The sequence below is a fragment of the Corynebacterium sp. HMSC074E01 genome (genome assembly GCF_001808885.1).
Lineage (GTDB): Bacteria > Actinomycetota > Actinomycetes > Mycobacteriales > Mycobacteriaceae > Corynebacterium.
This window is the reverse complement of record NZ_KV794835.1, coordinates 1-26,872: the sequence shown is the minus strand read 5'-3', so window position 1 is coordinate 26,872 and position 26,872 is coordinate 1. Positions and strand designations below refer to the sequence as shown.

Genomic DNA, 26,872 nt, shown 5'->3' with positions numbered 1-26,872 from the left:
CGGGCCGGATATACACCGCAGCGACCTACTTCTCAGTCAGGTGCTGCGTGGTGAGGTAGCCGCGCTCCATGCGGGCGACGATCACCGAGCGCATATAGGCCGCGAGTGCCCAGAGCAGGGCGAAGATGATGAAGATGGTCGCCACGGACCAGTGGACCATAAAGCCGAGAACGATACCGATGACGTGGAGGACAATCTGCACTCCAACGATCCACGGCTTATTCATGAAGGGGAAGGACGCCAGGAGCAGCACCATAAAACCGATCACCACGCCATAGTTGAACGGGGTCCACAGGGTGCCGTCATAGAGCTTGTACAGCATCGGCAGCGCCAAGACAAAGGTGATGAGTTCCAGTGTGAGGGAGCTGGCCACCACCATGCCGCCGAATTGCTTGAGCGGATCCTTGGCTGGTGCCTCGCCCAAGCCAAGCGGGCCAATCTCTTCCTCAGGGACGGGTTTGCGGGGGCTCATGCGGGTTCCTTTCCAAAGAGTGCGCGGGCGTCACCGGCTGTGACCACCGAGCCAGTAATCACGATGCCAGACCCAGACTGCACGTCGGCATCCTCCGCCAATTCAACGGCCTGAGTATAGGCACTGGGGAGGTCGGGCTCGACGTACACGCGCTCTTCGCCGAAGATGTCGCGGGCGAGCTCCGCCAGCTCATAGGCATCGCGGGCACGCGGGGAGGTGTTCTGCGTGATCACGACTTCCGTGAGGACCGACTCGAGGGCAGTGAGGATGCCGGCGGCGTCCTTGTCCGTGAAGATGGACACCACGCCGATGAGGCGCGCGAAATCGAAATCGCGGTCGAGCGCTGCGGCCAGGGCCTTGGCCCCGTGCGGGTTGTGGCAAGCATCCAGGAAGGTCGTGGGGCTGGTGCGCACGCGCTCCAAACGGCCGGGTGAAACGGCCTTGGCAAAGCCGGTGCGCACGGAGGCGATGTCGAGCTGATTGCCTGCCGACGCCCCGAAGAAAGCCTCCACCGCAGCCAAAGCGACGGCCGCGTTCTTGGCTTGGTGCTCGCCGTGCAGCGGCAGGAAGATGTCTTCGTACATCCCACCCAGGCCCTGGATGGTGAGCTGCTGGCCGCCGACGGCAATGCGGGATTCCAGCGCGGCGAACTCAGAACCGGCGCGGGCCACGCCCGCACCGACGTCCACGGTGCGCTGCAGGATAACCCGCATTGCCTCGGGGTCTTGCTCGGCCACAATGGCGATGTTCTCCCCGGGCGTAAGCACATCATCGGCATCGTGTTCGCGGGCCTTGATGATCCCGGCCTTTTCACCGGCAATCTCCGTGATGGTGTCACCGAGGTAATCCGTGTGGTCGAGGCCCACCGGCATGACCACGGCCACCTCTGCGTTGACCACGTTGGTGGCATCCCACGTGCCGCCGAGGCCGACCTCGACGACGGCGACGTCGATGGGGGCATCGGCGAAGGCTGCGTAGGAAATACCGACCAGCACCTCGAAGGTGGACATGGGGATGTCGGAGCGGGAATCCACCATTTCCACATAAGGCTTGATTTCGCGCCAAATGCGCACGAAGTCGCGCGGGTGGATGGGGTGGCCGTCGATGCCAATGCGCTCGGTCACCAGCTGCAGGTGGGGGCTGGTGACGAGGCCTACCCGCCGATGGAAGGAGCGCAGCAGCGAATCGATCATGCGCGCGGTCGAGGACTTGCCGTTGGTGCCGGCGACCTGGATGACGTGGAAGGAACGCTCCGGATTACCCAGGAGATCCATGAGCATCTCGATGCGCTCGAGGCTGGGCTCAATGATGGTTTCGGGGGCGCGGGCGTTAAGCTCCGCCGTCACCTGAGCCAGCTCCGCTAGCTCCTCTGGCGTGGCCTGCTCAGGCGCTGCCTCCTCGTAGTCATCCTCGCCGCCGAGGTTGAGGGTTAGGCCAGAATCGGTGATTTCGACCGGCCCGCCATCGGTGCCCTCCGCGAGGGCATCGACGACCTCGAATTCCTCGCGGTCTTTCTCCTCCGCCACTACTTGAGGCCCTCCAGACGTGCGGTGATGCGCTCGACTTCTTCCTTAGCCACCTGCTGGCGAACGCGGATCTTCTCCACAACTGCCTCCGGTGCTTTGGACAGGAAGGCCTCGTTGCCCAGCTTCTTGCCGGTCTGGTCCAGCTCCTTCTGGGCCTTGGCCAGATCCTTCTCCAAGCGCTTGCGCTCAGCGACGACGTCGACGGCACCGGAGGTATCCAAGGTGACCTCAACGGTGGCCTGGGACAGACGCACCTCGATGGAAGCAGACGCGGTGAAGTCCTCGCCCGGCTCCGTGGTATTGGCCAGGTTGCGGATGAGTCCCTCCTGCTCCTGCAGGTCAGCCGCGGCGAAGTCGAGGCGGCCCGGGACCTTCTGGGAAGGCTTGACGCCCTGATCGGAGCGGAAGCGGCGCAGCTCGGTGATGAGCTTGTCGGCATCCTGAATGCGGCGGGCAGCCACCTCATCCTTCTCCGCGCCACCGTTGGTGTGCTCCTGGGTAGGCCACTGCGCGGTGACGATGGTCTCCCCGCCAGTCAGAGCCTTCCACAGGACCTCGGTGACGAAAGGCATGGTCGGGTGCAGCAAGCGCAGAACCAGGTCAAGAACGCGGCCCAAAACGATCTGGGTCGTGCGTCCGGTGGCCTGCTCCTCGGCGCTCGCCGCATCGAAGTCGCGCGGGATCTGGGTCTTGGCAATCTCCAGGTACCAGTCACACAGCTCATCCCACACGAAGTGGTAGAGCAGCTCATTGGCCTTGGCGAACTGGTAGTCATCCAGGTAGGCGTCGACCTTGGCGCGGACCTCCTCGGAGCGGTCGAGGATCCAGCGGTCGGCGTCGGTCAGCGCGTCGCGTGCCGGCAGCTCCGCCACGCCCGCGCCGTTCATGAGCGCGAACTTGGTGGCGTTAAAGAGCTTGGTGGCGAAGTTACGTCCGGCGGCGGCAGCGTCGACTGCCAGCGGCAGGTCCACGCCCGGGTTGGCACCGCGGGCCAGGGTGAAACGCAGCGCGTCCGCACCATAGTCGCGCACCCAATCCATCGGGTCGATGCCGTTGCCCAGGGACTTCGACATCTTGCGGCCCTGCTCATCGCGCACGAGACCATGGAGGTAAATATCCGTGAACGGCACCTGCGGGCGGCCATCCTTGCCTTCGCCGAGCAGCTCCGGGGTGTGCGCGCCGGCAAAGGTGCCGAACATCATCATGCGTGCGACCCAGAAGAAGAGGATGTCATAGGCGGTAACCAGCACGTTCGTGGGGAAGAACTTCTCCAGATCGGCGGTCTTTTCCGGCCAGCCCATCGTGGAGAAAGGCCACAGCGCAGAGGAGAACCAGGTGTCCAGAACGTCCGGGTCCTGGACGTAGCCTTCCGGCGCTTCCTCGTCGGGACCAAGGCAGATGATGTCGCGCTGGCCGTCCTCGCCCTCTGGCCCGTACCAAATGGGGATGCGGTGACCCCACCACAGCTGGCGGGAGATGCACCAATCGTGCATGTCATCGACCCACTCGAAGTAGCGCGGCTCCAGGGACTTCGGGTGGATGGTGGTATCGCCCTCGCGGACGGCGTCGCCGGACATCTTCGCCATCTTCTCCACGGCCACAAACCACTGCAGGCTCAGGCGCGGCTCAATCGGCTCGCCGGAGCGCTCCGAGTGGCCCACGGAGTGGACGTAGGGGCGGATCTCCTTGACAATGCGGCCCTGTTCGCGCAGCGCCTCACGGATCTCTACGCGGGCCTCTTCGCGGGTCAGGCCGTCAAACTTCGTGCCGGTATTCGCGATGTGTCCGGTGGTGTCCATGATGGTGGGCATGTCCAGGTCATGGCGCAGGCCCATGGCATAGTCATTCGGATCGTGTGCCGGCGTGATCTTCACTGCACCAGTACCGAATTCCATGTCCACGTAGTCATCGGCAATGATCTTCAGGCTCAGGTCATCGCGGAAGGGGTGTGGCAGCTCCTGGCCCACCAGGTGGGCGTAGCGCTCGTCCTCGGGGTGGACGGCAATGGCGACATCGCCCAGCATCGTCTCCACACGGGTGGTGGCCACGATGAGGTGCGGTTCATCGTCGTTCAGCGAGCCATAGCGAATGGAGACAAGCTCGCCCTCGACGTCCTTGTACACCACCTCGATATCGGAGACGGCGGTCTCCAGCACCGGGGACCAGTTGACCAGGCGGTTGGCCTGGTAGATCATGCCCTCGTCGTAGAGGGTCTTGAAGATGGTCTGGACGGCGCGGGAGAGGCCATCATCCAGCGTGAAGCGCTCACGGGACCAATCCACCGAGTCACCGATGGCACGCATCTGGTTTTGGATGGTGCCGCCGAACTCTTCCTTCCATTCCCAGACCTTGTTGATGAATTCTTCGCGCTCATAATCCCAGCGCTTCTTGCCCTCCTGCTCACGCAGGCGGGCCTCCACCTTGGTCTGGGTAGCGATACCGGCGTGGTCAGCGCCCGGCAGCCACAGGGTGGCATAGCCCTGCATGCGCTTACGGCGAATGATGGAATCGATCAGAGTGTGGTCCAACGCGTGGCCCATGTGCAGCTGGCCGGTGACGTTCGGCGGCGGCAGCACGATGGAATAGGGCTCGGCCTCCGAGGACGCGTCCGGGGTGAAGTAACCGGCGTTTACCCAGCCTTCGTAGAGGTCTTTCTCTACTGCCTGCGGCTCCCAGGACTTGGGAAGCTGGTCCGCGCGGTTGGTGCCAACGAGTTGCTCTTTATTCTGATCAGTCACCTGGCCAACTCTACCCTGTACGTCAACTGGCACTAGCGCCCTGTCTAGAGTAAGAGCATGTCTCACAATCCTGGCCACCGCGCCCGTCTCCGCACCCGCTTCTTTGCTCAAGCCAAAGAGAACTCTCAGGCCTTTGCGTGCCTGACGAGCTATGACTGCATGACCGCCGAAATCTTCGATGAAGCCGGGGTGGATCTCCTGCTCGTCGGCGATTCCCTGGCCAATGTGGTCCTGGGCCGCGAAACCACGCTCTCGCTTACCCTCGATGAAATGATTCCGCTGGCCCGCGCCGTGGTTTCAGCTACCTCCCGCGCCTTCGTGGTGGTGGACTTGCCCTTCGGTTCCTATGAGGCCGGCCCCGCCCAGGCACTGGAGTCTGCCGTGCGCGTCATGAAGGAAACCGGCGCGCAGGCCGTGAAGCTCGAGGGCGGTGCCGAGCGCGCACCGATTGTTGCCGCGCTTGTCGCCGCCGGCATCCCCGTCTGCGCCCACATCGGATTCACGCCCCAACAGGTTCACGCCTTGGGCGGCTTCGTGGTCCAGGGCCGCGGTGCCGGTGCGGAGAAGCTGCACACGGACGCCCGCGCGCTTGCCGACGCCGGCGCCTTCGCCGTGGTACTGGAGATGGTCCCAGCTGCGTTGGCTGAGGAGGTGACCAAGGAACTGCCCATCCCCACCATCGGTATTGGCGCCGGCGCACAGACCGACGGCCAGATCCTCGTGTGGACCGATGCCTTCGGGCTGGGCGGACCCAAGGCGCCGCGCTTCGTGCGCCGCTACGCAAACCTGCGCGGCGCGCTGCTGAAGGGTGCGAAGAATTACGTGGCCGATGTGGGCGAGCGCTCCTTCCCCAACGCCGAGGAATCCTTCGAGGACTAAAGTTTGGGCCATGCAGATCCTTACAACTAAATCTGAACTCCACGCCTTCCGCGCGGCCGCATCCGGCACCGTGGGATTGGTGCCCACGATGGGCGCGCTTCACGAAGGCCACGCTTCCCTCGTTCGCCGCGCCCGCGAGGAGAATGACACCGTGGTGTGCTCGGTCTTTGTCAATCCCCTCCAATTCACCGACCTCGGCGATTGCGAGGACTACCGCGCCTACCCGCGCGACCTCGACGCGGATGCAGCACTGCTCGATTCTCTAGGCGTGGATGCGGTTTTCGCTCCCACCGTGGAGGAGATGTACCCGGGTGGCACCCCGCGGGTGTGGGTGCGCACGGGTGAGATGGGCTCGGTCTTGGAAGGCGCTTCGCGCCCCGGTCACTTCGACGGCGTGGCCACTGTGGTGAGCAAGCTATTCACTCTCGTGCGCCCCGACCGCGCCTACTTCGGGCAGAAGGATGCCCAGCAGGTAGCCATTATTCGGCGCTTGGTGGCGGACCTCGACCTGCCACTCGACATCGTCAGCGCGCCCATCGTCCGCGCGGCGGACGGCGTGGCCGAGTCCAGCCGCAACGCTCGCTTGAGCCCTGCCGAGCGCGAGCAGGCCGTGGCGCTGTCCCAGGCGCTCTTCGCACTGCGGGATGGTGCATCCCTCAAGGAGGCTGAAGCCCAGCTTGCTTCCTCCCCCGGCGTGACGGTGGACTACCTCACCGTGGTGGATCCAGCCACGCTCGAGCCCGTTGATGCACAACACCGGCCCGCCCTGGCGCTCGTTGCAGCGCAGGTGGGGCCAGTGCGGCTCATCGATAACTTAGTGCTTGAGTCTTAGTCCTTGAGCAGGTGGGCTACGGCCTCGCGCTCCTCACGCAGCTCTTGAACCGAGGCCTCGATGCGTTCCTTCTGGAAATCGTTGAGCTCGAGGCCTTGCACGATTTCCCACTTGCCGTCGCGGGCGACGGTGGGGAAACCTGCGACGAGGCCCTCGTCCACGCCATAGGAGCCATCGGAGACGACGGCTGCGGTACGCCAGTCCTCGGTGCCATGGATCCAATCGTGCATGTGATCCACCGCGGCAGAGGCTGCGGAGGCAGCTGAAGACTTACCGCGCACGGCGATGATCTCAGCGCCGCGCTTGGCCACCTTCGGAATCATCTCTTCCTTGTACCAGGTCTCATCAACCTCGGCGTTGGAGAAGGTCAGGTCCGGAAACTGGGAGGCAGAGTGATTGCCCCACACGGCAACCTTGGTCAGCTCCGCGGTAGGCACGCCCGTCTTGAGGGAGACTTGGCTCTGGGTGCGGTTGTGGTCCAGGCGCATGAGCGCGGTGAACTGGCTCGGGTCCAGGTCCGGTGCGCTGTTGGCAGCGATATAAGCATTGGTGTTGGCCGGGTTACCCACGACGAGGACGCGGACATCGCGCGCAGCGACGTCGTTCAGCGCCTTGCCCTGGACCGTGAAAATGGCGCCGTTGGCCTCCAGCAGGTCGGCGCGCTCCATGCCTTTGCTGCGCGGGCGCGAGCCAACGAGGAAAGCAGCCTTGGTGTCCTTGAAGGCCACCTGAGGATCATCGGTGACGGTAATGCCACGCAGGAGGGGGAACGCGGAGTCATTGAGCTCCATGGCCACGCCTTCAGCGGCTCCCACGGCGGCTGGGATTTCCAGCAATGCGAGTTCCACCGGAGTGTCTTTGCCATAGACATCGCCCGCAGCGATACGCCACAGCAAGGAGTAGGCGATGTTGCCGGCGGCGCCGGTGACGGTGATCTTGACGGGTTGCGTTGCATTCATGTGCGAGTCCTTTCGGCTGGGTATTCACCTCCCCACCCTAGTCCCGTTTTTCGCCCCCGTGGGGTGTGATTTTACCCCCGAAAGATGCGAGTTCTTTGTACTTGAGCTCCACGGCCGTCTTTTTTCGGCATAGTGGACAACTGTACGCATTTCCATCGACTAGACGGGACTTTCCATGAGCACTGAGACTTCATCGGTCGACTCCGGCTCTGTTGAGCACGTGATCGATGTTGCGATATCGGAGTTTTCGGAGCATGGTTATGCCGAAACCAAGCTCGAGACCGTATCGAAGCTGTCTGGGATGTCCAAGCGCATGATCCACTACTACTTCGGGGATAAGAAGGGGCTCTACCAGCAAGCCTTGGCAGCGGCAGCGCGGCGCCTCAACCCGCCAGAGGGCAGCCTCGAGATCAATTCTGCTGTCCCAGTCGAGGGCGTGCGCACCTTGGTGGATTGGTTGTTCCGCCAACATGTGAATAACCCCGAAGCCATCCGGATGCTAACGATGGAATCCTCCCACAGTGTGCTGGAGTCCTCGCAGGCGCTTGTCGACGTGTCCGAGATCTCCCTCCACCTCGACAGGCTGCTCATGCTGGGCCAAGATTCCGGCGCGTTCCGCCCGGGAATTTCCGCCAACGATATTTTCACGCTGATTTCTGCGCTCTCGATGTACCGGGTGACGAATCACGCGATGATGAGCAACCTGCTCGACATCAACATGTACACCCACAACAACACTGAGGGGCTGCACCGCATGGCGGTCGATGCTGTGCTGGCTTTCCTTACGGCGAACATCCCGGACATCGGCTTCGAGTCCTACCTCACCCAGAACGAAACCGAGCTCGATGCTGAGTCCGCGCCCTTGGATGTCTACTCCACTGAGGACGAGGGCGGCGCGCCCGCGGGCCTCTACGAATAGAACCCTTTTACCAGCACCGCGCGAGCCAAGCGACTGGACCGCGCGAGCAAAGAAACCAAAGCAAAGGAACCATCTGCGCGCCGGCCTGAGCAAAAGCCCAGGTCACGATCTCACTCCACAGCTAAATGGTCCCATTCATCTGGTTCCTTTGCCCCAACAGGCAGATGGCATCTGACAGAAGGCGTTTTTAGACCTGAAAACGCCATGTAGACAGCACAAAAGGCATCTTCAGCCTTGAAGATGCCTTTTAAGAGATGCCGTTTAGGCGGATTCCTTCGCCTCGTCCGAGTACACGAACTCCGGCTCGCCGCCGTCAGTCACGCAGTCCTGCGTGATGTGGACGCTGGCGATGTCCTCGCGGTCTGGGAGGTCATACATGATGGGCACGAGCAGCTCCTCCATGATGGCACGCAGGCCGCGGGCACCGGTCTTGCGCTCGAGCGCGAGCTCGGCGATTGCCTCCAGCGCCTCATCCTCGAAGTGCAGCTCCGCACCATCCATGCTGAACAGGCGCTGGTATTGCTTGACCAGCGAGTTCTTCGGCTCCACGAGCACCTTCACCAGCGATTCGCGGTCCAGGTTATCCACCGTGGCAACCACCGGCAGGCGGCCGATGAATTCTGGGATGAGGCCGAACTTCACTAGGTCTTCCGGGCGCACCTGGGAGAAGAAGTCGACTGATTCCTTCTCGTCTTTGGTCTCCAGCTTGGCGCCGAAACCCACGCCCTTCTTGCCCACGCGCTCCGAAATCACCTTATCCAAGCCCGCGAAAGCACCGGCCACGATGAAGAGGATGTTCGAGGTATCCAGCTGGATGAACTCCTGGTTCGGGTGCTTGCGCCCGCCCTGCGGAGGGATTGCTGCAACGGTTCCCTCAAGAATCTTCAGCAGGGCCTGCTGCACGCCTTCACCGGACACATCGCGGGTAATCGAGGGGTTCTCCGACTTGCGGGAGATCTTGTCCACCTCATCGACGTAGATGATGCCGTGCTGCGCACGCTCCACGTCAAAGTCCGCTGCCTGCAGCAGTTTGAGCAGGATGTTCTCCACATCCTCGCCCACATAACCGGCCTCGGTCAGGCTCGTGGCATCCGCGATGGCGAAGGGGACGTCGAGCAGGCGCGCCAGGGTCTGCGCCAGGTAGGTCTTTCCGGAGCCCGTCGGTCCCAGCATCAGGATGTTGGACTTAGAGATCTCCACCTCTTCATCCTGCGACTTCTTCCGACGGCCCTCCAGGCCCGCGGCTTCCTCAGCCTTGATGCGCTTGTAGTGGTTGTACACAGCCACCGACAACACGCGCTTGGCCTGGTCCTGGCCAATGACGTACTTATCCAGAAAAGCCGAAATCTCCGAAGGGCGCGGAAGGCGCATTTCCTTCTCTTCGTCCGCCTCGGCCTGAGCCGCGCCGAGCTCCTCCTCGATGATTTCATTGCAGAGCTCGATGCACTCGTCACAGATGTAGACACCGCCGCCGGCGATAAGCTTCTTCACCTGCTTCTGACTCTTTCCACAGAAGGAACACTTGAGCAGGTCAGCGCTTTCTTGCATACGTGCCATGAAGGCCTTTCAACTCTTTTCTCTGGGGTTGGGTGGAGCGATTTTACCGCAGTTTATTCCACTCTAGTAAACCACCCAGACCCCAGCGCTATTCCGCACGCGGCGGCGCGCCACTGAATTTAAAACGGCAGTCAGTAGACATAGACAGAGCGGTTCACTAACTTACATCGAAACCGCTCCATCAGCAGAAAGATTTTCATGGACATCCGCGAACTCATCGACCGCCCCCCCATGGGCGCGCGCCAGTGGCTCATCATCGTCATTGCCCTCTTCCTCAATGCCCTCGACGGCTACGACATGGTCGCCATGGCCTTCGGCGCCGGACCTGTCAGCGAAGAATTCGTCTTATCCGATTCCTCCCTAGGCTGGCTCCTCTCCGCCGCACTCATCGGTATCGGCCTCGGCTCACTCTTCCTCGCCCCGTTAGCTGACCGCCTCGGGCGCACCACCCTCATTACGGTCTCGCTGATCATCGACCTCGTCGGCCTCGTGCTCACCGCGCTCGCGCCCACGTTCAGCCTTCTCCTGATTTGCCGCCTCATCACCGGCATTGGCGTCGGCGGCGTGCTTGTCTGTGTCACCGTACTCGTCAGCGAGTACTCCAACCTGCGCTTCCGCGGCCTAGCCGTCGCCATCTACGCCTCCGGCTATGGCCTGGGTGCTTCATTCTGCGGAGTTATCGCCTCCTCCTTCGATAGCTGGCAGCCCATCTTCTGGGTTGGCGCAGCGCTCACCGTCTTAGCCCTTATCCTCACGGTTGCTTTCGTCCCCGAGTCCGCCGACTTCCTCGCCGCCCGCGGCCGCATGGATTCGGTCCGCACCATCGCCGCCAAACTCGGCCTCAAGGGCGAGGTCAGCGTCCGCCCCCGCACCACCCACAAGGCCTCCTACAAAGACCTCGTCTCGCCACAGTTCCTGCGCACCTCCATCAAGCTCTGGCTGGCGTTCAGCTTCATCATGTTTGCCTACAACTTCACTTCACAGTGGACCCCGAAGCTGCTTACCGCCGAGGGGCTAACCGCCCAGCAAGGCATCATCGGCGGCATCATGCTCTCCTTCGGCGGTGCAATCGGCGCCATCCTCTTCGGCCTTTTCACCACGCGCATCGACGCCCGCCCGCTTCTCATCGCCTTCTGCCTCGTCTCCTCCGTCGTGCTCGTCGGTTTCATCAACTCCACCGCGGTGCCCACCCTCATGTTCACCCTCGGTGTCGGCGTAGGTCTTACCCTCAACGCCTGCATCTCCGGCCTTTACACCGTCACCCCGGAGGCTTACCCTTCGGCGCTGCGCACCACGGGTACGGGCGCTGCCATCGGCATCGCTCGCGTGGGCGCTACCCTCGCTCCCATCCTGGCGGGCTATCTGCTCGAAAGCGGCTGGACCCCAACGGGGCTCTACACCCTCGCCGGCGCTACCGCTGTGTTGGCCGCAATCTCCCTCATCGGTGTGCGCGCCTACACGGCAACCACCAAGCAGACAGCACCCCAGACCGTGGCGGCCTAGGCTGGAGGGGCACACAGCCCCAACCGCTTAGGAGCAGTACATGTTTAATCTTCAGGACCACGTTGCCATCGTCACCGGCGGCGCCGCCGGAATCGGCCGCGGCATCGTCAGCGCTCTACGCGAAGCCGGCGCGACCGTCGTCATCGCTGACCTCAACCTCGAGGCCGCGCAGAAGACTGCCGAAGAACTCGGGGCGGACGCCCTGCTTGTCGACGTCACCTCGCGCGACTCCGTCCGCAACCTCTACAGGGACGTCGTCAAGCGCTATGGCCGCATCGACATCGTCTGTTCCAACGCCGGTGTCTTCCCCAACTGCCCGCTCGAGGACATAACCGACGAGCAATGGGACGCCATGTTCGCCATCAACACGCACGGCACGTTCACCGTGGTGCAGGAAGCACTGCCCTACATGAAGAAAGCGGGCTACGGGCGCATCGTCATCACGACGTCTATCACCGGCTCGCACACCGGCTACCCAGGCTGGGCGCACTACGGCGCTTCGAAGGCCGCACAACAAGGCTTCATGCGCTCCGCGGCACTGGAAGTTGCCCGTGATGGCATCACCATCAATGGTGTTCTGCCAGGCAACATCCTCACCGAGGGTTTGGAGGGCCAGGGTCAGGAGTACCTCGACCAAATGGCACGCTCCGTCCCTATGCACCGCTTAGGTTCCCCGCGCGATATCGGCAACGCCGCGGCCTTCCTCGCCTCCCGCGAAGCAGGCTACATAACGGGCCAGACCATCATCATTGACGGCGGCCAGATCCTCCCCGAGTCCCCCGAGGCCATCCTGCCGCCCTACGAAGCCTAAGCATGGCCGAAGCCCCGCTATCTACTAGACAGCGGGGCTTTAAGCTTGATTACTTAGGCGTTGAGCTTGCGGTAATCAAAGACGGTATCGATGAGACCGTAGTCAACGGCTTCCTGCGCGGTAAGAATCTTGTCGCGGTCAGTATCGATGCGCACCTGCTCCGCAGTGCGGCCGGTGTGCTCAGCCAGGGTCTCCTCCATGAGGCGGCGCATGCGCTCGATCTCGTTGGCCTCGATCTCAAGGTCCGACACCTGGCCCTGCGTGCCCTGCGTACGCGGCTGGTGAATCAGCACACGAGAGTTCGGCAGCGCAGCGCGCTTGCCCGGAGCACCGGCGGCCAACAGAACAGCCGCTGCGGATGCCGCCTGGCCCAGGCACACGGTCTGCACGTCCGGGCGGACGTAGCGCATGGTGTCGTAGATAGCCATCAGCGCAGTAAACGAGCCACCCGGGGAGTTGATGTACATCGTGATATCGCGGTCCGGGTCCTGGGACTCGAGGACCAGCAGCTGCGCCATGATGTCGTTGGCGGAGGTGTCATCGACCTGGGTGCCCAGGAAGATGATGCGCTCTTCAAAGAGCTTGGAATACGGGTTGGTGGTCTTCGATCCCTGTGCGTTCTGCTCAATGAACTCCGGCAGAACGTAGCGGGAAGAAGGCATCTGAAGGTTAGACATAGTGATAAAGCTCCTTGTTCCCTAGTTGGTGATAGGACCGTTGACGGACTCGATGACGTGGTCGACGATGCCGTATTCCTTGGCCTGCTGGGCGGTGAACCAGCGGTCGCGGTCCGAATCCTTGGTGATTTGCTCGAAGGTCTGGCCGGTGTGCTCAGCGATGAGCTCAGCCATCTCGCGCTTGGTCTGCGCGAACTGCTCGGCCTGGATGGCGATATCTGCGGCGGTACCACCCACACCAGCGGAAGGCTGGTGCATCATGATGCGTGCGTGCGGCAGGGCGTAGCGCTTGCCCTTGGTGCCGCCGGAGAGCAGGAACTGGCCCATCGAAGCGGCCAGGCCCATGCCATACGTAGCCACATCGCACGGCGAGTACTTCATCGTGTCGTAGATGGCCATGCCCGCGGTGACCGAGCCACCCGGCGAATTAATATAAAGCGAAATATCGCGCGTGGGGTCCTCTGCGGACAGCAGGAGGATCTGGGCGCACAGTTTGTTGGCAATCTCATCATCCACCTGGGTTCCCAGGAAAATAATGCGCTCGCGCAGCAGGCGCTCATACACGCTATCGCTCAGATTCATACCCGTAGACGACGAGTTCATTGAAATCTTCTCAGACATTAATGGTTCTCCTTCAAGTGAAGAATGCTTTAACTGGCCCCACCTTACCGGCATTCCTCTCAAACTTGGCCTCTGTTCGCTATGAGCGTTGGGGCGCAGCACCAAAGGCGCATACGGAAGCTGGGTTAACATTTGCTCATGTCTGTTTCCGAGCTATCCACCAGTACCCAGAACTATTTGAAAGCAATCTGGGGGCTAAAGGAATGGTCGTCCGAGCCCGTTACCGCCACACTTATAGCGAAACAGTTGGGACTCAAGCTCTCCTCGGTTTCCGATGCAGTGCGCAAAATGTCGAAGCAAGGGCTCGTGTCACACACGCCCTATGGCTCTGTGGAGTTAACCGAACTTGGCAGGCAGTACGCATTGGTCATGGTGCGCCGCCACCGATTGCTTGAGTCTTTTTTGGTTCAAGCATTGGACTACACGTGGGACGAAGTCCATAATGAAGCCGAAAATCTCGAACACGCGGTGTCCGACATGCTCATAGAACGTGTAGATAAGTTCCTTAATTACCCCACTAGGGATCCGCACGGCGATCCTATCCCTACGGTTGATGGACAGATCACAATCCCCAGTGCGCACCGTCTCACCGACAGCGGTGCGCAACCGCAAGTGACCGTGGAACGCATTTCTGATTCCGACCCACAACTGCTGAAGTTCCTTGAAGAGCGCGGCATTGTCACAGGGGCTGTTCTTAGCACGCGCGAGGGAGCGCCCTTTTCAGATTCTCTCGAAATACAGGTGGCCGGCAGCACTCAGTGGGTAGTGCTTGGACGCCCAGCTACCGACGCAGTGTTTGTAGCACACCACAGCCGTTAGACCTTCCCCTTTGCATTAATCCTACTCTCACCTGCCCTTTTCAAAACTACGTTGGGCCGTAGTTGCAACTACGCCATTGCGTAGTTAGTCTTTTCGAATATCACCTATCCCACTTATGGCTAAGGCCAGGATGAGCAGGATTGCTATGTCAGACTCACCAGATTTGGTGTATTTTTCTAGCGTTTCAGAAAATACAAAAAGATTCGTCGAACGCTTAGATAGACCCGCGGTGCGCATTCCACTGCGCCCCAAGAAAACCGGGATGATCCAGGTTTCACACCCGTACGTACTCATCGTTCCCACCTACGGCGGAGGCTCGCTCAAACGCGCAGTCCCCAAACAGGTCATCGACTTCCTCAATGACCCAATCAACCGCTCCTTTATCCGGGGCGTTATTACCTCAGGGAATACCAACTTCGGAAGTGCTTACTGCGTCGCCGGACGCATCATTTCCGCCAAGTGCCACGTACCGGAGCTGTATCACTTCGAGCTTCTCGGCACCCAGAAGGACATTGCCGCCGTAAAGCAGGGCCTTCAAAAGTTTTGGGAGCAGCAAAAGCAGCTAACGATGACACCCCATTAATCCCCCGCAAGATGAAGAACCCATCCGCATCACACAGATTGGAAGACACAATGTGGCCTCTCGATGCCACCCCCACACAACCTCATGGCACTACGCTCCGCACCGCTTCAGCAAACAATGCCGGCGGTGTCGGCAAGCGCAAGAGCTACCACGCACTCAACGCGCAGCTGAACTTGTTCGACGCTTCTGGAAAAATCCAGTTTGACAAGGACATTCAGGCAGCACAAGACTATGTCACGCACCATGTCGCTCCCCGCATGCATCAGTTCGATTCCACCAAGCAACGCTTGGAATGGTTGGTTGATAACGAGTACTACGAGCGGGATTTCCTTGAGCTTTATGATGACGCCTTTCTGTGCGCCATGTATGACAGAGCTCATCGAGCTAAGCACCAGTTCCGCACCTTCCTCGGCGCATTTAAGTTCTTTACTTCATATGCACTGAAAACCTTTGATGGCTCCCGATTCCTAGAAGGCTACGAAGAACGCGTCGCCACCACAGCTTTATACCTTGCACAGGGCGACGAAGAGCTCGCAGAAAAGCTGGTGGATGACATCATGACAGGACGATTCCAGCCCGCCACCCCTACTTTTCTCAACGCAGGCAAAGCCCAGCGCGGCGAAATGGTCTCCTGCTTCCTCCTGCGAATCGAAGACAATTTGGAGAGCATTGGTCGCAGCGTGAACTCTGCACTGCAACTATCAAAGCGCGGTGGTGGAGTGGCCTTGTTGCTGAGCAACCTGCGCGAATCCGGAGCCCCAATCAAAAAGATAGAGAACCAGGCTTCCGGCGTAGTCCCAGTCATGAAGATTCTCGAAGATAGCTTCAGCTATGCCAACCAATTGGGCGCCCGGCAGGGCGCTGGAGCCGTCTACCTGCATGCGCACCATCCAGATATTCTTCGCTTCCTGGATACCAAGCGGGAAAATGCCGATGAGAAAGTCCGCATCAAGACTCTTTCGCTGGGGGTTGTTATTCCAGATATAACCTTCCGGCTGGCCAAAGAGAACAAGGATATGCATCTTTTTAGCCCGTATGACATCGCTCGCGAGTACGGCGTAGCCATGTCTGACATGTCCATCACCGAGTGCTACGACGAGTTGGTTGCCAATCCGCGAATTTCTCACACGACCATTAAGGCCCGCGAGTTTTTCACCACGCTGGCTGAGCTTCAGTTTGAATCCGGATACCCCTACATCCTCTTTGAGGATACGGTCAACCGCGCTAATCCCCTCAAAGGACATATCAATATGTCCAACCTGTGTAGTGAAATCCTCCAGGTCAACACGCCATCGACCTACGGAGCTTCGGGTGACTACACCACCGTCGGCCAGGATATTTCCTGCAATCTAGGTTCGCTCAACATTGCGAAGGCTTTTGAATCACCGGACTTTGGGGAGACCGTCGAAACCGCAGTACGTGCCCTCACGAAGGTTTCAGACCTGACGAATATCGAAGCTGTTCCTTCCATCGCTCACGGAAATGCCTCCATGCATGCCATTGGTCTGGGCCAAATGAATCTCCACGGCTTCCTTGCTTCACAGCGTATTCCTTATGGCTGCGCCGAGGCACTGGACTTTACAAATATCTATTTCCTCACGGTGACCTACCATGCGCTCCGCGCATCCCATGCACTCGCGGTTGAAAAAGGTCAACGATTCACAGGCTTCGAAGAATCCACCTATGCCACTGGCGCCTACTTTGACAAATACATCGACCAAGACTGGGTGCCAGCCACTGAACACGTAAAACAGCTCTTCCATGAAGCAGGCGTGCAGATTCCTCAACGCGAGGATTGGCTACGGCTCAAGAAACAAGTGATGCAAGACGGCATCTACAACGCCTACTTGCAGGCAGTTCCACCCACTGGATCAATTTCCTACATCAATGACTCCACCGCGTCCATCCACCCGATTGCCTCCAAAATTGAAATACGCAAGGAAGGCCGCTTGGGGCGCGTGTACTACCCCGCGCCGGAAATGACCAACGACAACCTGGAGTATTTCGATGACTCCTACGCCGTGGGATACAAAAAAATCATCGACACCTACGCCATGGCCACCCAACACGTGGACCAAGGACTTTCCCTGACCTTGTTCTTTACCGCTGATACGACCACGCGAGACATCAACAAGGCACAAATCTATGCCTGGAAAGCCGGAATCAAGACCCTCTACTACATCCGTTTACGCCAATCCGCGCTCCAAGGAACCGAGGTCGAAGGCTGCGTCTCCTGTGCTTTGTAGGAGCACGGTCCTCCCCTTGTCTACAACCATTCACTCAGAAAGAAGGAAGCTATGTCTTCAACATCGAACAGTGCTGAACTAACCAGCATTTCAGTTACCCCGCCGAGCTACCGGCATGATCCTTCAGCCCGCATCCGCGCCATCAATTGGAACCGGGTGAGCGATGACAAGGATCTTGAAGTGTGGAACCGTCTCACCGCCAATTTTTGGTTGCCAGAGAAGGTCCCGCTTTCTAATGATCTCCCGGCGTGGCAGAAGATGACGCCCGAGGAACGCAACCTCACCATGCGGGTGTTCACGGGACTCACCACCCTGGATACTGTCCAGGCCACTGTGGGAGAAATCTGTCAGATTCAAGATGCCCGCACCGAACACGAGGAGGCCGTGTATACCAACATCGCCTTCATGCAGTCAGTCCATGCCCGTTCATACTCTTCAGTGTTTTCTACCCTGAGCAGTACAAAGGAAATTGATGAAGCATACCGCTGGGCGGTGAATAACGACCTTCTCCAGGCACGCGCCAAGAAAGTGCTCGCGCACTATTTTGGGCCGGATCCACTCAAACGCAAGGTGTCATCGACGCTCCTTTCCTCATTGCTTCTCTACGCGGGTTTCTATCTTCCCTTGCACTTTTCTGTCCACGCCACCCTGACAAATACGGCAGACATGATTCGCCTCATTCTGCGTGACAAGGCAGTGCACGGCTACTACTCGGGCTACAAGTATCAGCGCGGTTTGGAATCCACGACCCCGCTACGGCAGAAGGAAATGCATGATTTCACCATTTCTTTGCTCGAAGAGCTTTATGCACTAGAGCTGGACTATTCCGGCGAGCTATATGAGCCTTTGGGACTCATGGATGATGTAGCCGTGTTCGTTCGCTATAACGCCAATAAGGCACTCATGAATTTGGGCTACCCGGACTATTTCCCGCCCGAAGAAACGGAAGTGAACCCAGAAATCCTCGCGGCCCTAGCCCCCGGAGCAGATGAGAACCATGACTTCTTCTCCGGATCTGGTTCCTCCTATGTCATTGGTACTGCTGAAGAAACGAGTGATGATGACTGGGATTTCTAAACCTTTTCCGCGACCGGACCAAGGAAGCTGGCTTGAGACCATCGCGCTGTTTGAAGCCATCCGCGAAGGAAACCAACCCGCAGCCATGCGGCTGTTGAATACATCCGCCGCACGAGAGGCCGTCCTCGGGGGTCTTCTAGGGCTCATCGAACTGTACTTCCGCCATGAAGAAGGAGACAAAGTAGATGGCTTCCTCACCGCCGCCCACGCTGCCGGCCCACCACCGGCCTTTGGCTGCAAGCCTTTTCTCCCTTGACCACGTCTCCCTACACCCAACTAAGAAAGAAGGTTTACCATGACCACCCCACGTATCAGCGTTATCGTCGGCAGCCTGCGCCGAGAGTCATTTGCACGCAAGATTGCACACGAGGTGCTCACGATGATCCCTGAAGACTACGAGGCAAACATCGTGGAAATCCGTGACTTGCCGCTCTATGACTTCGACTACGATGACCCCGCCGTCACGGACAAGCCCACTCCGGCTGAGTACACCACCTTTCGCGAGACCATCAAGAACTCGAGCGGGATCCTCTTCATTACGCCAGAGAACAACCGCACTATCCCTGCCTGCCTCAAGAACGCAGTGGACATCGGCTCTAAGCCCAACTCAGATGTGGCGTGGAAGAACCTTCCCGCAGGTATCATTAGCCACTCTGTAGGCCGCATGGGCGGCTACAGTTCACAGAAGAACCTTCGCCTCGCCCTGTCCTACTTCGATATGCCGCTCCCTGGTCAGCCCGAAGTATTTCTGGGCCAATCCCCCACCCTTTTCGAAGAGTCCGGACATCTCAATCAACGCACCGCAGACTTTGTCAAGGATTACGTTATGCGCTTCCTGCAGTTGACCGACGAGGCCTTTAGAGCCACGAACGGCTAGCGGTATCCCCAGCCAACACCCATCGCGCCCTCTACGAAGTACTCAAAGACTCCTAGAGGGCGTTCACAATGACACAAACCCCGGATTCAGGCTCATCCTTGAGTTACCTGAATCCGGGGTTTCATGCGCGCTCGCCACCACACATGTGGCAGCAGCGCGTTACAAGCGGGAGATTACTTCTCCTCGGAAGCTTCAGCAGCGTCCGCTTCTTCGATTTCACCGAAGTACTGGTCAACGTCAACCTTGTTGCCCTCTTCATCGGTGACCTCGGCACGGCAGATGGCCATTGCCAGGGCCTTGCCACGGCGAACGTCAGAGAACAGGTTACCCAGCTGGTTGCTGGACTGCAGCTGCTGGATGAACTGGTTCGGGTCCATGCCGTAAGACTGCGCGGTGAACAGGATGTGGTCGGTCAGCTCCTGCTGGGACACCTCCGGCTCCTCGATCTCAGCCAGGGCGTCGAGGAAGAGCTGGGTGCGGACGGATTCCTCAGCGGACTTGCGAGCATCAGCGTCGAACTCCTCGCGGGTCGTGCCCTGTGCCTCAAGCAGCTGGGCCAGAGCCTTCTCGTCGTGAGCCAGCTGGCCCATGACCTGGTGCAGCTGAGCGTGAACCTGCTCATCAACGATGGAGGACGGCAGCTCGAAGGAAACCTCAGCCAGAGCAGCCTTCAGGACCTCATCGCGGATGGCAGCAGCCTGCTCGGACTTCTTGGTCTCCTCGACGCGGGACTTGGTGTCCTCACGCAGCTCGTCGATGGTGTCAAACTCGGAGGCCATCTGTGCGAACTCGTCGTCGAGATCCGGCAGCTTGCGCTCCTTGCTCTGCTGGACGTGGACCTTCACGGTGGCCTCTTCGCCCTCGTGCTCACCGGACTGGATGGCGGTGGTGAACTCGTTGTCCTCGTCAGTCTTCATGCCGCGCAGTGCGGTATCGAGACCCTTAATCAGGTTGTCGTCACCGATGCGGTAGGTCATACCCTCGTGGGAAGCCTCATCCAGCTTGGTGCCGTCCACCTCGGTGGTGATGTCGATGACAGCGAAGTCACCGGTCTTCATCTTGCGCTTGGTGTCCTTGAGCTCACCGAAGCGGAAAGCCAGATCCTCGAGCGCCTTGTCGACGTCCTCTTCGGAGGTCTCCAGTGCAGGCACCTTGACAGAGATCTTGGAGAAGTCCGGCACCTCGAACTCGGGGCGGATATCTACCTCAGCGGTGAACTCGACGAAGTCGTTGTCCTCCAGCTTGGCAATGTCAATCTCCGGCTGACCAATAACCTTGAGATCGTTTTCGGTAACGGCCTGCTCGTAGCGGGACGGCAGCATGTCGTTGACTACCTGCTCGAGGATGGGGCCACGACCAAAGCGGGCGTCGATAAGCTGGCGCGGAGCCTTGCCCTTACGGAAACCCGGGATGGAAACCTGCTGCGCGATCGCCGCGTAGGCCTGATCGATTTCCTTGTCCAGCTCAGCGAACGGAACGTTGACGGTGAGCTTGACGCGGGTATCGCTCAGCTTGTCTACGGTGGTCTTCACGAGAAACTCTCCTGATTGTGATCGTTCAAAGATGAAATTAGGGGGCCTGGATGAGTGTCCAGGCCCCCATACGTCGGGGCGACAGGATTTGAACCTGCGACCCCCTGCTCCCAAAGCAGGTGCGCTACCAAGCTGCGCCACGCCCCGTATGGAAAGCCTCTGCGCCCGGAAGTTCCGCACGCAGCTGCGCTTCATACTGGGGCTAGTGTACCGATAGCAGCTTGACTATCCCAACACCGGCCCCATTTTATGTTCATTTGCGCATGTCAGATGATATTTCTATTCCTAGAAGTCGAAGTCGAAATCAAACATGCCGCCATCGCCTCCGTCGCCGCCGAAGAGGCCATCGAAGAAGCCACCTTCGTCGCCTCCCCCGGCATCACCGGCACCCATATCGCCGCCGGCTCCGTCCATGGCACCACCGTCCATGCCTTCAGCGCCGCCGAGGCCTCCGCCCCAGTCGCCGCTTTCAGCCGCCGCTGCGGAGTAGCCGACGCCGGACATGCCCGCGAACATGGCGTTGAACATCATGGAGTAGCCCACCATCCACACGCCGGTAGTCAACGCGTCAGCCCACCACGGGCGCGAGTACCAACCGGCCGGGACCGGGCGCCCAGCCACGACACCGCCCGGGTAGTAGTTCGGGGTTTCTGCAGATGCGCTTGGCGACGCCGTCAGCGTCTCCCCGTTTGCCTCCACCGTACGGGTCTCCGTCACCTTGCCGGCCTGGCGCTGGCCCTCCAGCGGTGGCAGCTCCGGGCCCGGATCCATGCCCATAATCTCGCGCGCGGCCGCAACGTAGTAGAGCCCCTCCAGTGCAGATTCGCGCGCCAGGTGCGCCTGCTTCGCTGTCGTGGCCTGAGAAATTGCCGAGTTTGCAGCGGTAAAACGCTCGGAAGCATCCGCCATGGCCTGCTGGGAGGCGGTATCCGTGCCGCTGAGGTTCATCACCTGACCGCCGAGACGCTCAGTCCAGCGGCGCGCATCCGCCATCGCGTCATCAAAACGTTGGGATTCTCGCAGCTCCTGCTGCTTCTTCCCGTTACGCGAGGACAGAAACCATGCGCCGCCACCGACGACAAGGATAAGGAGCAATAACGAGCTCACGAAAGCACCACTTTCATCTCAGAGTCGAATTGTGTGTTGTTGTAATTGTCTACCTACCCAAACTAACGCCCTTGGCCCTGTTCTAGTTCCCATTTTTCTTTCAGCGACCACGTGCGCTAAAGTAATCGGCACGCCGATTCAACGGCTTTCAAAGTCAAGTCCTTGAAAGTTGAAGATCCTCGGTTGTGGGAATGTCGTATAGTGGCTAATACCTCAGCCTTCCAAGCTGAAGACGCGGGTTCGATTCCCGTCATTCCCTCCAAGAAAAAGCTGTACCGAGCACCTCTTTTAGGTCGTCGGTGCGGCTTTAGTCGTTTTCAAATTCTTCGGTGCTAGGCCGCGCTCGAGGCATCCCTGTGATTCGATTAGGCCATCATTTCCCGTTTCTGCACGGGTGACCATGCTCTGCGTAGAGTGGGCCGCATGACTGTACCTAATATTAAACTCAACGACGGCAACACCATCCCCCAGCTCGGCTACGGCGTCTTCAAGGTAGACCCCGACAAGACCGAGGAACTGGTCCTCGAAGCCCTCAAGGTGGGCTACCGCCACATCGACACCGCTGCCATCTATGGCAACGAGGAAGGCGTGGGTCGCGCGATTGCTAAGTCCGGCATCCCACGCGAAGAGCTGTTCATCACCACGAAGCTGTGGAATGACCGCCAGACCGACGCAGCCGCAGCTCTCGACGAGTCCCTGGAAAAGCTAGGTCTGGACTATGTGGACCTCTACCTCATCCACTGGCCCTGCCCAGACAACGGCCACTACGTCGAAGCGTGGAAGCAGCTCATCGAGTTAAAGAAGGCCGGCAAGGCCAAGTCCATCGGTGTATCCAACTTCGAACTCGAGCACCTGGACCAGCTGGAAACCCAGACTGATGAAACCCCCGTGGTCAACCAGGTGGAGCTGCACCCCTACCTGCAGCGCTGGCGCGAGCTCGATGCCTTCCGCGCTCACAAGGTACAGATTGAGGCGTGGGGCCCACTAGGCCAGGGCAAGACGGATCTCTTCGAGCAGCCGGAAATCACCGAGCCTGCCGAAAAATACGGCGTTTCCCCCGCCCAGGTGATTATCCGCTGGCATCTACAAAATGGCGTCATCGTCTTCCCGAAGTCCGAAAACCCGGAGCGCATCGCGCAGAACTTCGATGTATTCGGCTTCGAGCTTGATGAATCCGAGATGGCTGCGATTACTGATCTTGACCTCGGGGAAGAGGGCCGCGGCGGCACCCACCCCAAGGATATGAACTAAGCCTCCGGAAGCTCCGGCGGAATGTTGGTGCGCTCGTACTCGGCAAGAATGTCGATGCGGCGCTGGTGGCGCTCGGCACGGGACCATTCCTGATCCAGGAAGGCATCCACGATGGCGAGTGCCTCCTCCTCGGAGTGCATGCGGCCACCGATGCCGATGAGCTGGGCGTTGTTGTGCTCGCGGGCCAGGCGTGCGGTCTCCGGGGACCACGCCAGGGCGCAGCGCGCGCCCTTTACCTTGTTAGCGGCAATCTGCTCACCATTGCCGGAACCGCCCAGCACGATGCCGAGCGAGCCCGGATCGTTGACGGTCCGCAACGCGGCCTCAATGCAAAATGCCGGGTAGTCATCCTCGGCGTCGTACTCGTGGGCACCGCAATCAATGACGTCGTGGCCCTGCTTTTTCAGGTGTTCGGCAATGACGTTCTTCGTCTCGAACCCTGCGTGGTCTGCTCCTAAATAAACGCGCATGGCCCACATCCTACCGGCCTGTGGGCCATCCCACGCACTAAACCTGCGGGGATTCGGTGCGGGAGCGCTTGAGCTCGAAGAAGTAGGGGAACTGGGCGAGGCGCACGGAGGCGTCGAAAAGCTCGCCGGCTTCTTCACCGGTGGGAACGCGCGTGATGACCGGGCCGAAGAAGGCAGTATCACCGAACTTCACCACCGGGGTGCCGACCTCATCACCGACCTCGGAGATGCCGCGGTTGTGGAACTCGGTGAGCTTTTCATCCATCTCTTCGGTGTTGGCCACGGAGGCGAAGTCGGCGGGGAGGGAGACGTCGTCAAGCGCCTGCTTGATGATGTCGTCGTAGGCGCCGTAACCCTTCTTGCCGCCCTGGCCCTCCGTGTGGATGCGGGTGCCCATCGCGGTGTAGAAGGCATCGACCTTCTCCGGGGCCTCCACGGCAATCTTGGCCGCCACGCGGGCAGGACCCCAGTTGGCTTCCATCATCTTCATGTACTCCGGATCCAGGTCGCGGCCCTTGTTGAGCACGGACAGGGACATCGGCTGGAAGGTAACCTCGATATCGCGGACCTTCTCCACCTCCTTAATCCAGCGCGAGGTTAGCCATGCGAAGGGGCATGAGCAGTCGAACCAGAACGTAACTTGTTGAGCCATAGTAAATCTCCTTTGTTTGTGTGGTCTTTGGCACCCCACCCTAGGCGGGTGACTACGCTGGTGCAGAGACTTTAGGTACAGAGAAAGAGGAGATGCACCTTATGACCTCGATTAACCTCACCCGCGAGGAAGCCCAGCAGCGCTCCGACATGGTGGAGGTAAGCCACTACGACGTCGCCTTGGACCTCACCGGAGAGGAGTATTTCACCTCCACCACGGTGGTGAAGTTCCGAGTTAAGAAGGCCGGTTCTACGTTTATTGACTTGCGCGGTGACGAGCTTCTCGAGGTCCGCCTCAACGGCGCTCCCCTGCCCACCAGTGCTTATGACCCGACGTACGGGATCCCGCTATCGGGTTTGCAGGTGGCAGAGTATGAGCTGAAGGTCGTGGCGAAAATCCGCTATTCACGCACGGGCGAGGGCCTGCACCGCTTCGTCGATCCGGTCGACGGCGAGGCTTACCTCTACACCCAGTTCGAGACTGCCGACGCCAAGCGTGTCTTCGCCTGCTTTGACCAGCCGGATTTGAAGGCGACGTACTCGCTGACCTTCGAGGTCCCAGAGCACTGGACGGTGATTACGAACTCCCCCATCACGCGTTCAAGCAACACCGTGAGCGCTGCGGTGGATTACCCGCTGTCGACGTACCTGATTGCGCTGTGCGCAGGCCCGTACGTGGGCGTGACGGATACGTGGACAGGCACGCTGACGGAGCACCCGGAGGGCTCACCTGCTAAGTCCGTTGAGGTGCCGTTGGGTATTTACTGCCGCCCCTCCCTGCTGGAATCGCTCGATGCGGAGCGCCTGTTCACGGAGACCAAGCAGGGCTTCGATTTCTACCACCGCAACTTCGGCTTTGCCTACCCCTTTGGCAAATATGACCAGATTTTCGTGCCGGAGTTCAACGCCGGTGCAATGGAGAACGCCGGCTGCGTGACCATTCGCGATGAGTACGTCTTTACGTCGCAAGCCTCGCACTACAAGTACGAGCGCCGCGCGGACACCATCCTGCACGAGCTGGCGCACATGTGGTTCGGTGACCTCGTGACCATGCAGTGGTGGGATGACCTGTGGCTCAACGAGTCCTTCGCCACCTGGTCGGCGGCGATTTCCCAAGCAGAAGAGACCGAATATGACACCGCCTGGGTGACCTTTGCCAACGTGGAGAAAGCCTGGGCCTACCAGCAGGATCAGCTGCCCACGACGCACCCGATTTCCACGGATGCTTCTGACATTGAGACCGTGGAGCAGAACTTCGACGGCATCACCTACGCCAAGGGGGCGTCGGTGCTGAAGCAGTTGCAGGCCTACGTGGGCCGCGAGAACTTCTTTGCCGGGGTGCGCCGCCACTTCCAGGAGCACCAGTGGTCGAATGCCACGTTCGGGGATCTGCTGCGCCACTTGGAGGAGGCCTCGGGCCGCGACCTGTCCTTCTGGGCGCAGCAGTGGTTGAAGACTTCAGGAGTCAACACGCTGGGCATGGCATTGGCGACGGACGAGTCCGGCACCATTACTCAGGCCTATCTCACCCAGCGCGGCGATACTCTGCGCACACACCGCGTCGCCGTCGGCGTTTACGCCCTGCAGGGTGAGAAGGTGGTGCGCACCGAGCGCATCGAGATGGATATCGATGGCGCCTCCACCGAGATTCCGGAACTCATTGGCCGCAAGCAGGCGGACATCGACTTCGTGCTGCCTAACGACGATGACCTGACCTACTGCCTCATCGAGCTGGACGCCGGTTCCCTGCAGTTCCTGTTGGAGAATGTCGACAAGTTCGAGGACCCCATGGCCCGCACTTTGTGCTGGTCCACCGCGTGGGAGATGACCCGGGCAGGTACCATGCGCGCCCGCGATTTCGTGGCGCTCGTGGCCCGCGGTGCGGCAGCGGAGACCGAGCTCGCCGTATTGGAGCGCATCCTCACCCAGGCCGCAACGGCCCAATCAACCTACGCCGACCCAGAGTGGGCAAAGGAGGATACGCAGCTTGCTCGCGCCCTCCTTGACGGCGCCCGCTCCGATAGCGCCGAGCGCTCCATCGTCTTCACCCAGGCGCTGGCCGGCATCAAGCTTCACGACGCCTCCCGCGCCTTCTTCCAGGAGCTCCTTAAGACCTCCTCGGATGCGGGCCTGCGCTGGAAGGCGCTCACCGCGCTCATCGCCGATGGCTCGCTTGCCGACGTCACCGGCCCCGAGGCCGCCGGCGCCGCCATGACGGCGGTGGCTGAGGAACTCAAGCGCGATAACACCGCGACGGGCTACCAGGCCTCACTTAAAGCGTTGGCCGCGGTTAATACCGAGGACAACAAGCGCGCGGTGTGGGACGAGATTGTCGCCGGTGAACTGGGCAACCGCGACTTGGAGTCGAAGCTAGCGGGCCTGACTTTCGTGGGTTCCGATGAACTCCTGCCGAGTACTGAGTTCTTCGACGTGGCGGAAAAGATTTGGTCCGCGCAGTCCAACGAGATTGCCTTGACCACGGTGACCGGGTTGTTCCCGCGCTGGGATGTCAGCCAGGAGACCCTCGACCGCGCCGACGAGTTCCTCTCCCGCGACCTGGCCGGTGGCCTGCGCCGCGCCGTGACCGAGCAACGTGACCGCCTCGCCCGCGCCCTGCGCAACCGCGCCGTCGACCGCGGTTAGCACACGCGTCTAGCCCCTCCCCTGAGGGGCTTTTCTCATGCCAGTTCCTCCTCCTCCCCCCCTTGCCCGCAGCCACTCCCTTTCCCGCCCTTTGGCCGGCATTAACCCGACCTGTGGCCAAC

General features: G+C 60.2%; 24 protein-coding genes and 2 tRNA genes. 14 read left to right on the top strand and 12 right to left on the bottom strand.

Annotation, left to right across the window (positions count from 1 at the left end):
* Positions 1-25 precede the first annotated feature (25 nt).
* The 3 genes from HMPREF2537_RS03880 to HMPREF2537_RS03870 are packed head-to-tail and all read right to left on the bottom strand — an operon-like array spanning position 26 to position 4,736.
* Positions 26-472: a DUF4233 domain-containing protein gene (locus tag HMPREF2537_RS03880; RefSeq protein ID WP_010190895.1), complete on the bottom strand. Its 447-nt coding sequence runs from the start codon at positions 470-472 to the stop codon at positions 26-28.
* Positions 469-1,998 carry a bifunctional tetrahydrofolate synthase/dihydrofolate synthase gene (locus HMPREF2537_RS03875; protein ID WP_070525707.1) on the bottom strand — a complete coding sequence of 510 codons (1,530 nt, stop codon included), beginning with the start codon at positions 1,996-1,998 and terminating at the stop codon, positions 469-471. The genes HMPREF2537_RS03880 and HMPREF2537_RS03875 overlap by 4 nt, the downstream gene beginning before the upstream one ends.
* A complete protein-coding gene (locus HMPREF2537_RS03870) occupies positions 1,998-4,736 on the bottom strand; it encodes a valine--tRNA ligase (protein WP_070525705.1) in 2,739 nt (912 codons plus the stop codon). Before HMPREF2537_RS03870 ends, HMPREF2537_RS03875 begins: the two co-directional genes overlap by 1 nt.
* Before the next feature lie 57 nt (positions 4,737-4,793).
* Between HMPREF2537_RS03870 and panB the strand changes: the two genes are divergently transcribed.
* Both panB and panC read left to right on the top strand, forming a co-directional pair.
* Positions 4,794-5,615, top strand: a complete 822-nt coding sequence (gene panB / locus HMPREF2537_RS03865; RefSeq protein WP_070525703.1) for a 3-methyl-2-oxobutanoate hydroxymethyltransferase — start codon at positions 4,794-4,796, stop codon at positions 5,613-5,615.
* Between the two features lie 10 nt (positions 5,616-5,625).
* Positions 5,626-6,447: a pantoate--beta-alanine ligase gene (gene panC / locus HMPREF2537_RS03860; RefSeq protein ID WP_070525701.1), complete on the top strand. Its 822-nt coding sequence runs from the start codon at positions 5,626-5,628 to the stop codon at positions 6,445-6,447.
* On the opposite strand, the gene HMPREF2537_RS03855 is transcribed toward panC, so the two are convergent.
* Positions 6,444-7,406, bottom strand: a complete 963-nt coding sequence (locus HMPREF2537_RS03855; protein ID WP_070525697.1) for a malate dehydrogenase — start codon at positions 7,404-7,406, stop codon at positions 6,444-6,446. The two genes, panC and HMPREF2537_RS03855, sit on opposite strands and share 4 nt — an antisense overlap.
* A gap of 175 nt (positions 7,407-7,581) precedes the next feature.
* Here HMPREF2537_RS03855 and HMPREF2537_RS03850 point away from each other — a divergent pair, with 175 nt between their 5' ends.
* Positions 7,582-8,325, top strand: a complete 744-nt coding sequence (locus HMPREF2537_RS03850) for a TetR/AcrR family transcriptional regulator (protein ID WP_070525695.1) — start codon at positions 7,582-7,584, stop codon at positions 8,323-8,325.
* Between the two features lie 261 nt (positions 8,326-8,586).
* On the opposite strand, the gene clpX is transcribed toward HMPREF2537_RS03850, so the two are convergent.
* Entirely contained in the window at positions 8,587-9,882 is a 1,296-nt protein-coding gene (clpX, locus tag HMPREF2537_RS03845; protein WP_070525692.1) for an ATP-dependent Clp protease ATP-binding subunit ClpX, read from the bottom strand.
* A 198-nt stretch (positions 9,883-10,080) separates the two neighbouring features.
* On the opposite strand from clpX, the gene HMPREF2537_RS03840 reads away from it, so the two are divergent.
* Positions 10,081-11,385 carry an MFS transporter gene (locus HMPREF2537_RS03840; RefSeq protein ID WP_070525690.1) on the top strand — a complete coding sequence of 435 codons (1,305 nt, stop codon included), beginning with the start codon at positions 10,081-10,083 and terminating at the stop codon, positions 11,383-11,385.
* Between the two features lie 40 nt (positions 11,386-11,425).
* Positions 11,426-12,196 (top strand): 3-oxoacyl-ACP reductase FabG, encoded by a 771-nt coding sequence (fabG, locus tag HMPREF2537_RS03835; protein ID WP_070525688.1) that lies wholly within the window; start codon positions 11,426-11,428, stop codon positions 12,194-12,196.
* 53 nt (positions 12,197-12,249) lie between these two features.
* Here the strand turns inward: fabG and HMPREF2537_RS03830 are convergent, their stop codons facing one another.
* Positions 12,250-12,873 (bottom strand): ATP-dependent Clp protease proteolytic subunit, encoded by a 624-nt coding sequence (locus tag HMPREF2537_RS03830; protein WP_010190916.1) that lies wholly within the window; start codon positions 12,871-12,873, stop codon positions 12,250-12,252.
* A 21-nt stretch (positions 12,874-12,894) separates the two neighbouring features.
* Entirely contained in the window at positions 12,895-13,494 is a 600-nt protein-coding gene (locus HMPREF2537_RS03825; protein WP_010190917.1) for an ATP-dependent Clp protease proteolytic subunit, read from the bottom strand.
* Positions 13,495-13,632: 138 nt separating this feature from the next.
* Here HMPREF2537_RS03825 and HMPREF2537_RS03820 point away from each other — a divergent pair, with 138 nt between their 5' ends.
* From HMPREF2537_RS03820 to HMPREF2537_RS03795, 6 genes are all read left to right on the top strand, one after another.
* Positions 13,633-14,313, top strand: a complete 681-nt coding sequence (locus tag HMPREF2537_RS03820) for a metal-dependent transcriptional regulator (protein WP_010190918.1) — start codon at positions 13,633-13,635, stop codon at positions 14,311-14,313.
* Between the two features lie 115 nt (positions 14,314-14,428).
* On the top strand, positions 14,429-14,896 hold the full coding sequence (nrdI, locus tag HMPREF2537_RS03815; RefSeq protein WP_005324049.1) for a class Ib ribonucleoside-diphosphate reductase assembly flavoprotein NrdI: 468 nt from the start codon (positions 14,429-14,431) through the stop codon (positions 14,894-14,896).
* Between the two features lie 50 nt (positions 14,897-14,946).
* Positions 14,947-17,142, top strand: coding sequence for a class 1b ribonucleoside-diphosphate reductase subunit alpha (nrdE, locus tag HMPREF2537_RS03810; RefSeq protein WP_070525685.1), 2,196 nt, complete (start codon positions 14,947-14,949; stop codon positions 17,140-17,142).
* Positions 17,143-17,193: 51 nt separating this feature from the next.
* Positions 17,194-18,219 carry a class 1b ribonucleoside-diphosphate reductase subunit beta gene (gene nrdF / locus HMPREF2537_RS03805; RefSeq protein WP_023020918.1) on the top strand — a complete coding sequence of 342 codons (1,026 nt, stop codon included), beginning with the start codon at positions 17,194-17,196 and terminating at the stop codon, positions 18,217-18,219.
* Positions 18,203-18,475: a hypothetical protein gene (locus tag HMPREF2537_RS03800; RefSeq protein WP_034655492.1), complete on the top strand. Its 273-nt coding sequence runs from the start codon at positions 18,203-18,205 to the stop codon at positions 18,473-18,475. Before nrdF ends, HMPREF2537_RS03800 begins: the two co-directional genes overlap by 17 nt.
* A 39-nt stretch (positions 18,476-18,514) precedes the next feature.
* Positions 18,515-19,096 carry an NADPH-dependent FMN reductase gene (locus tag HMPREF2537_RS03795; RefSeq protein WP_070447780.1) on the top strand — a complete coding sequence of 194 codons (582 nt, stop codon included), beginning with the start codon at positions 18,515-18,517 and terminating at the stop codon, positions 19,094-19,096.
* A gap of 173 nt (positions 19,097-19,269) precedes the next feature.
* Here HMPREF2537_RS03795 and tig read toward each other — a convergent pair whose 3' ends face one another.
* From tig to HMPREF2537_RS03780, 3 genes are all read right to left on the bottom strand, one after another.
* Complete coding sequence (gene tig, locus HMPREF2537_RS03790) at positions 19,270-20,628, bottom strand: trigger factor (protein ID WP_070525683.1); 1,359 nt, start codon at positions 20,626-20,628, stop codon at positions 19,270-19,272.
* Positions 20,629-20,701: 73 nt separating this feature from the next.
* A tRNA-Pro gene (locus tag HMPREF2537_RS03785) sits at positions 20,702-20,775 on the bottom strand.
* A 138-nt stretch (positions 20,776-20,913) separates the two neighbouring features.
* Positions 20,914-21,735 carry a hypothetical protein gene (locus HMPREF2537_RS03780; RefSeq protein ID WP_070525681.1) on the bottom strand — a complete coding sequence of 274 codons (822 nt, stop codon included), beginning with the start codon at positions 21,733-21,735 and terminating at the stop codon, positions 20,914-20,916.
* Positions 21,736-21,922: 187 nt separating this feature from the next.
* On the opposite strand from HMPREF2537_RS03780, the gene HMPREF2537_RS03775 reads away from it, so the two are divergent.
* Together HMPREF2537_RS03775 and HMPREF2537_RS03770 are read left to right on the top strand one after the other, a co-directional pair.
* Positions 21,923-21,997, top strand: a tRNA-Gly gene (locus tag HMPREF2537_RS03775).
* Positions 21,998-22,158: 161 nt separating this feature from the next.
* Positions 22,159-22,986: an aldo/keto reductase gene (locus tag HMPREF2537_RS03770; protein ID WP_070525679.1), complete on the top strand. Its 828-nt coding sequence runs from the start codon at positions 22,159-22,161 to the stop codon at positions 22,984-22,986.
* Here the strand turns inward: HMPREF2537_RS03770 and HMPREF2537_RS03765 are convergent.
* Both HMPREF2537_RS03765 and HMPREF2537_RS03760 read right to left on the bottom strand, forming a co-directional pair.
* Positions 22,983-23,456, bottom strand: a complete 474-nt coding sequence (locus tag HMPREF2537_RS03765; RefSeq protein WP_010191143.1) for a ribose-5-phosphate isomerase — start codon at positions 23,454-23,456, stop codon at positions 22,983-22,985. The genes HMPREF2537_RS03770 and HMPREF2537_RS03765 overlap by 4 nt on opposite strands.
* Before the next feature lie 37 nt (positions 23,457-23,493).
* Entirely contained in the window at positions 23,494-24,108 is a 615-nt protein-coding gene (locus tag HMPREF2537_RS03760) for a mycothiol-dependent nitroreductase Rv2466c family protein (RefSeq protein ID WP_070525677.1), read from the bottom strand.
* A gap of 101 nt (positions 24,109-24,209) precedes the next feature.
* Between HMPREF2537_RS03760 and pepN the strand changes: the two genes are divergently transcribed.
* The gene (gene pepN, locus HMPREF2537_RS03755; protein WP_070525675.1) at positions 24,210-26,750 is read left to right on the top strand and encodes an aminopeptidase N; all 2,541 of its coding nucleotides are present in this window, start codon (positions 24,210-24,212) and stop codon (positions 26,748-26,750) included.
* Positions 26,751-26,872: the final 122 nt, after the last annotated feature.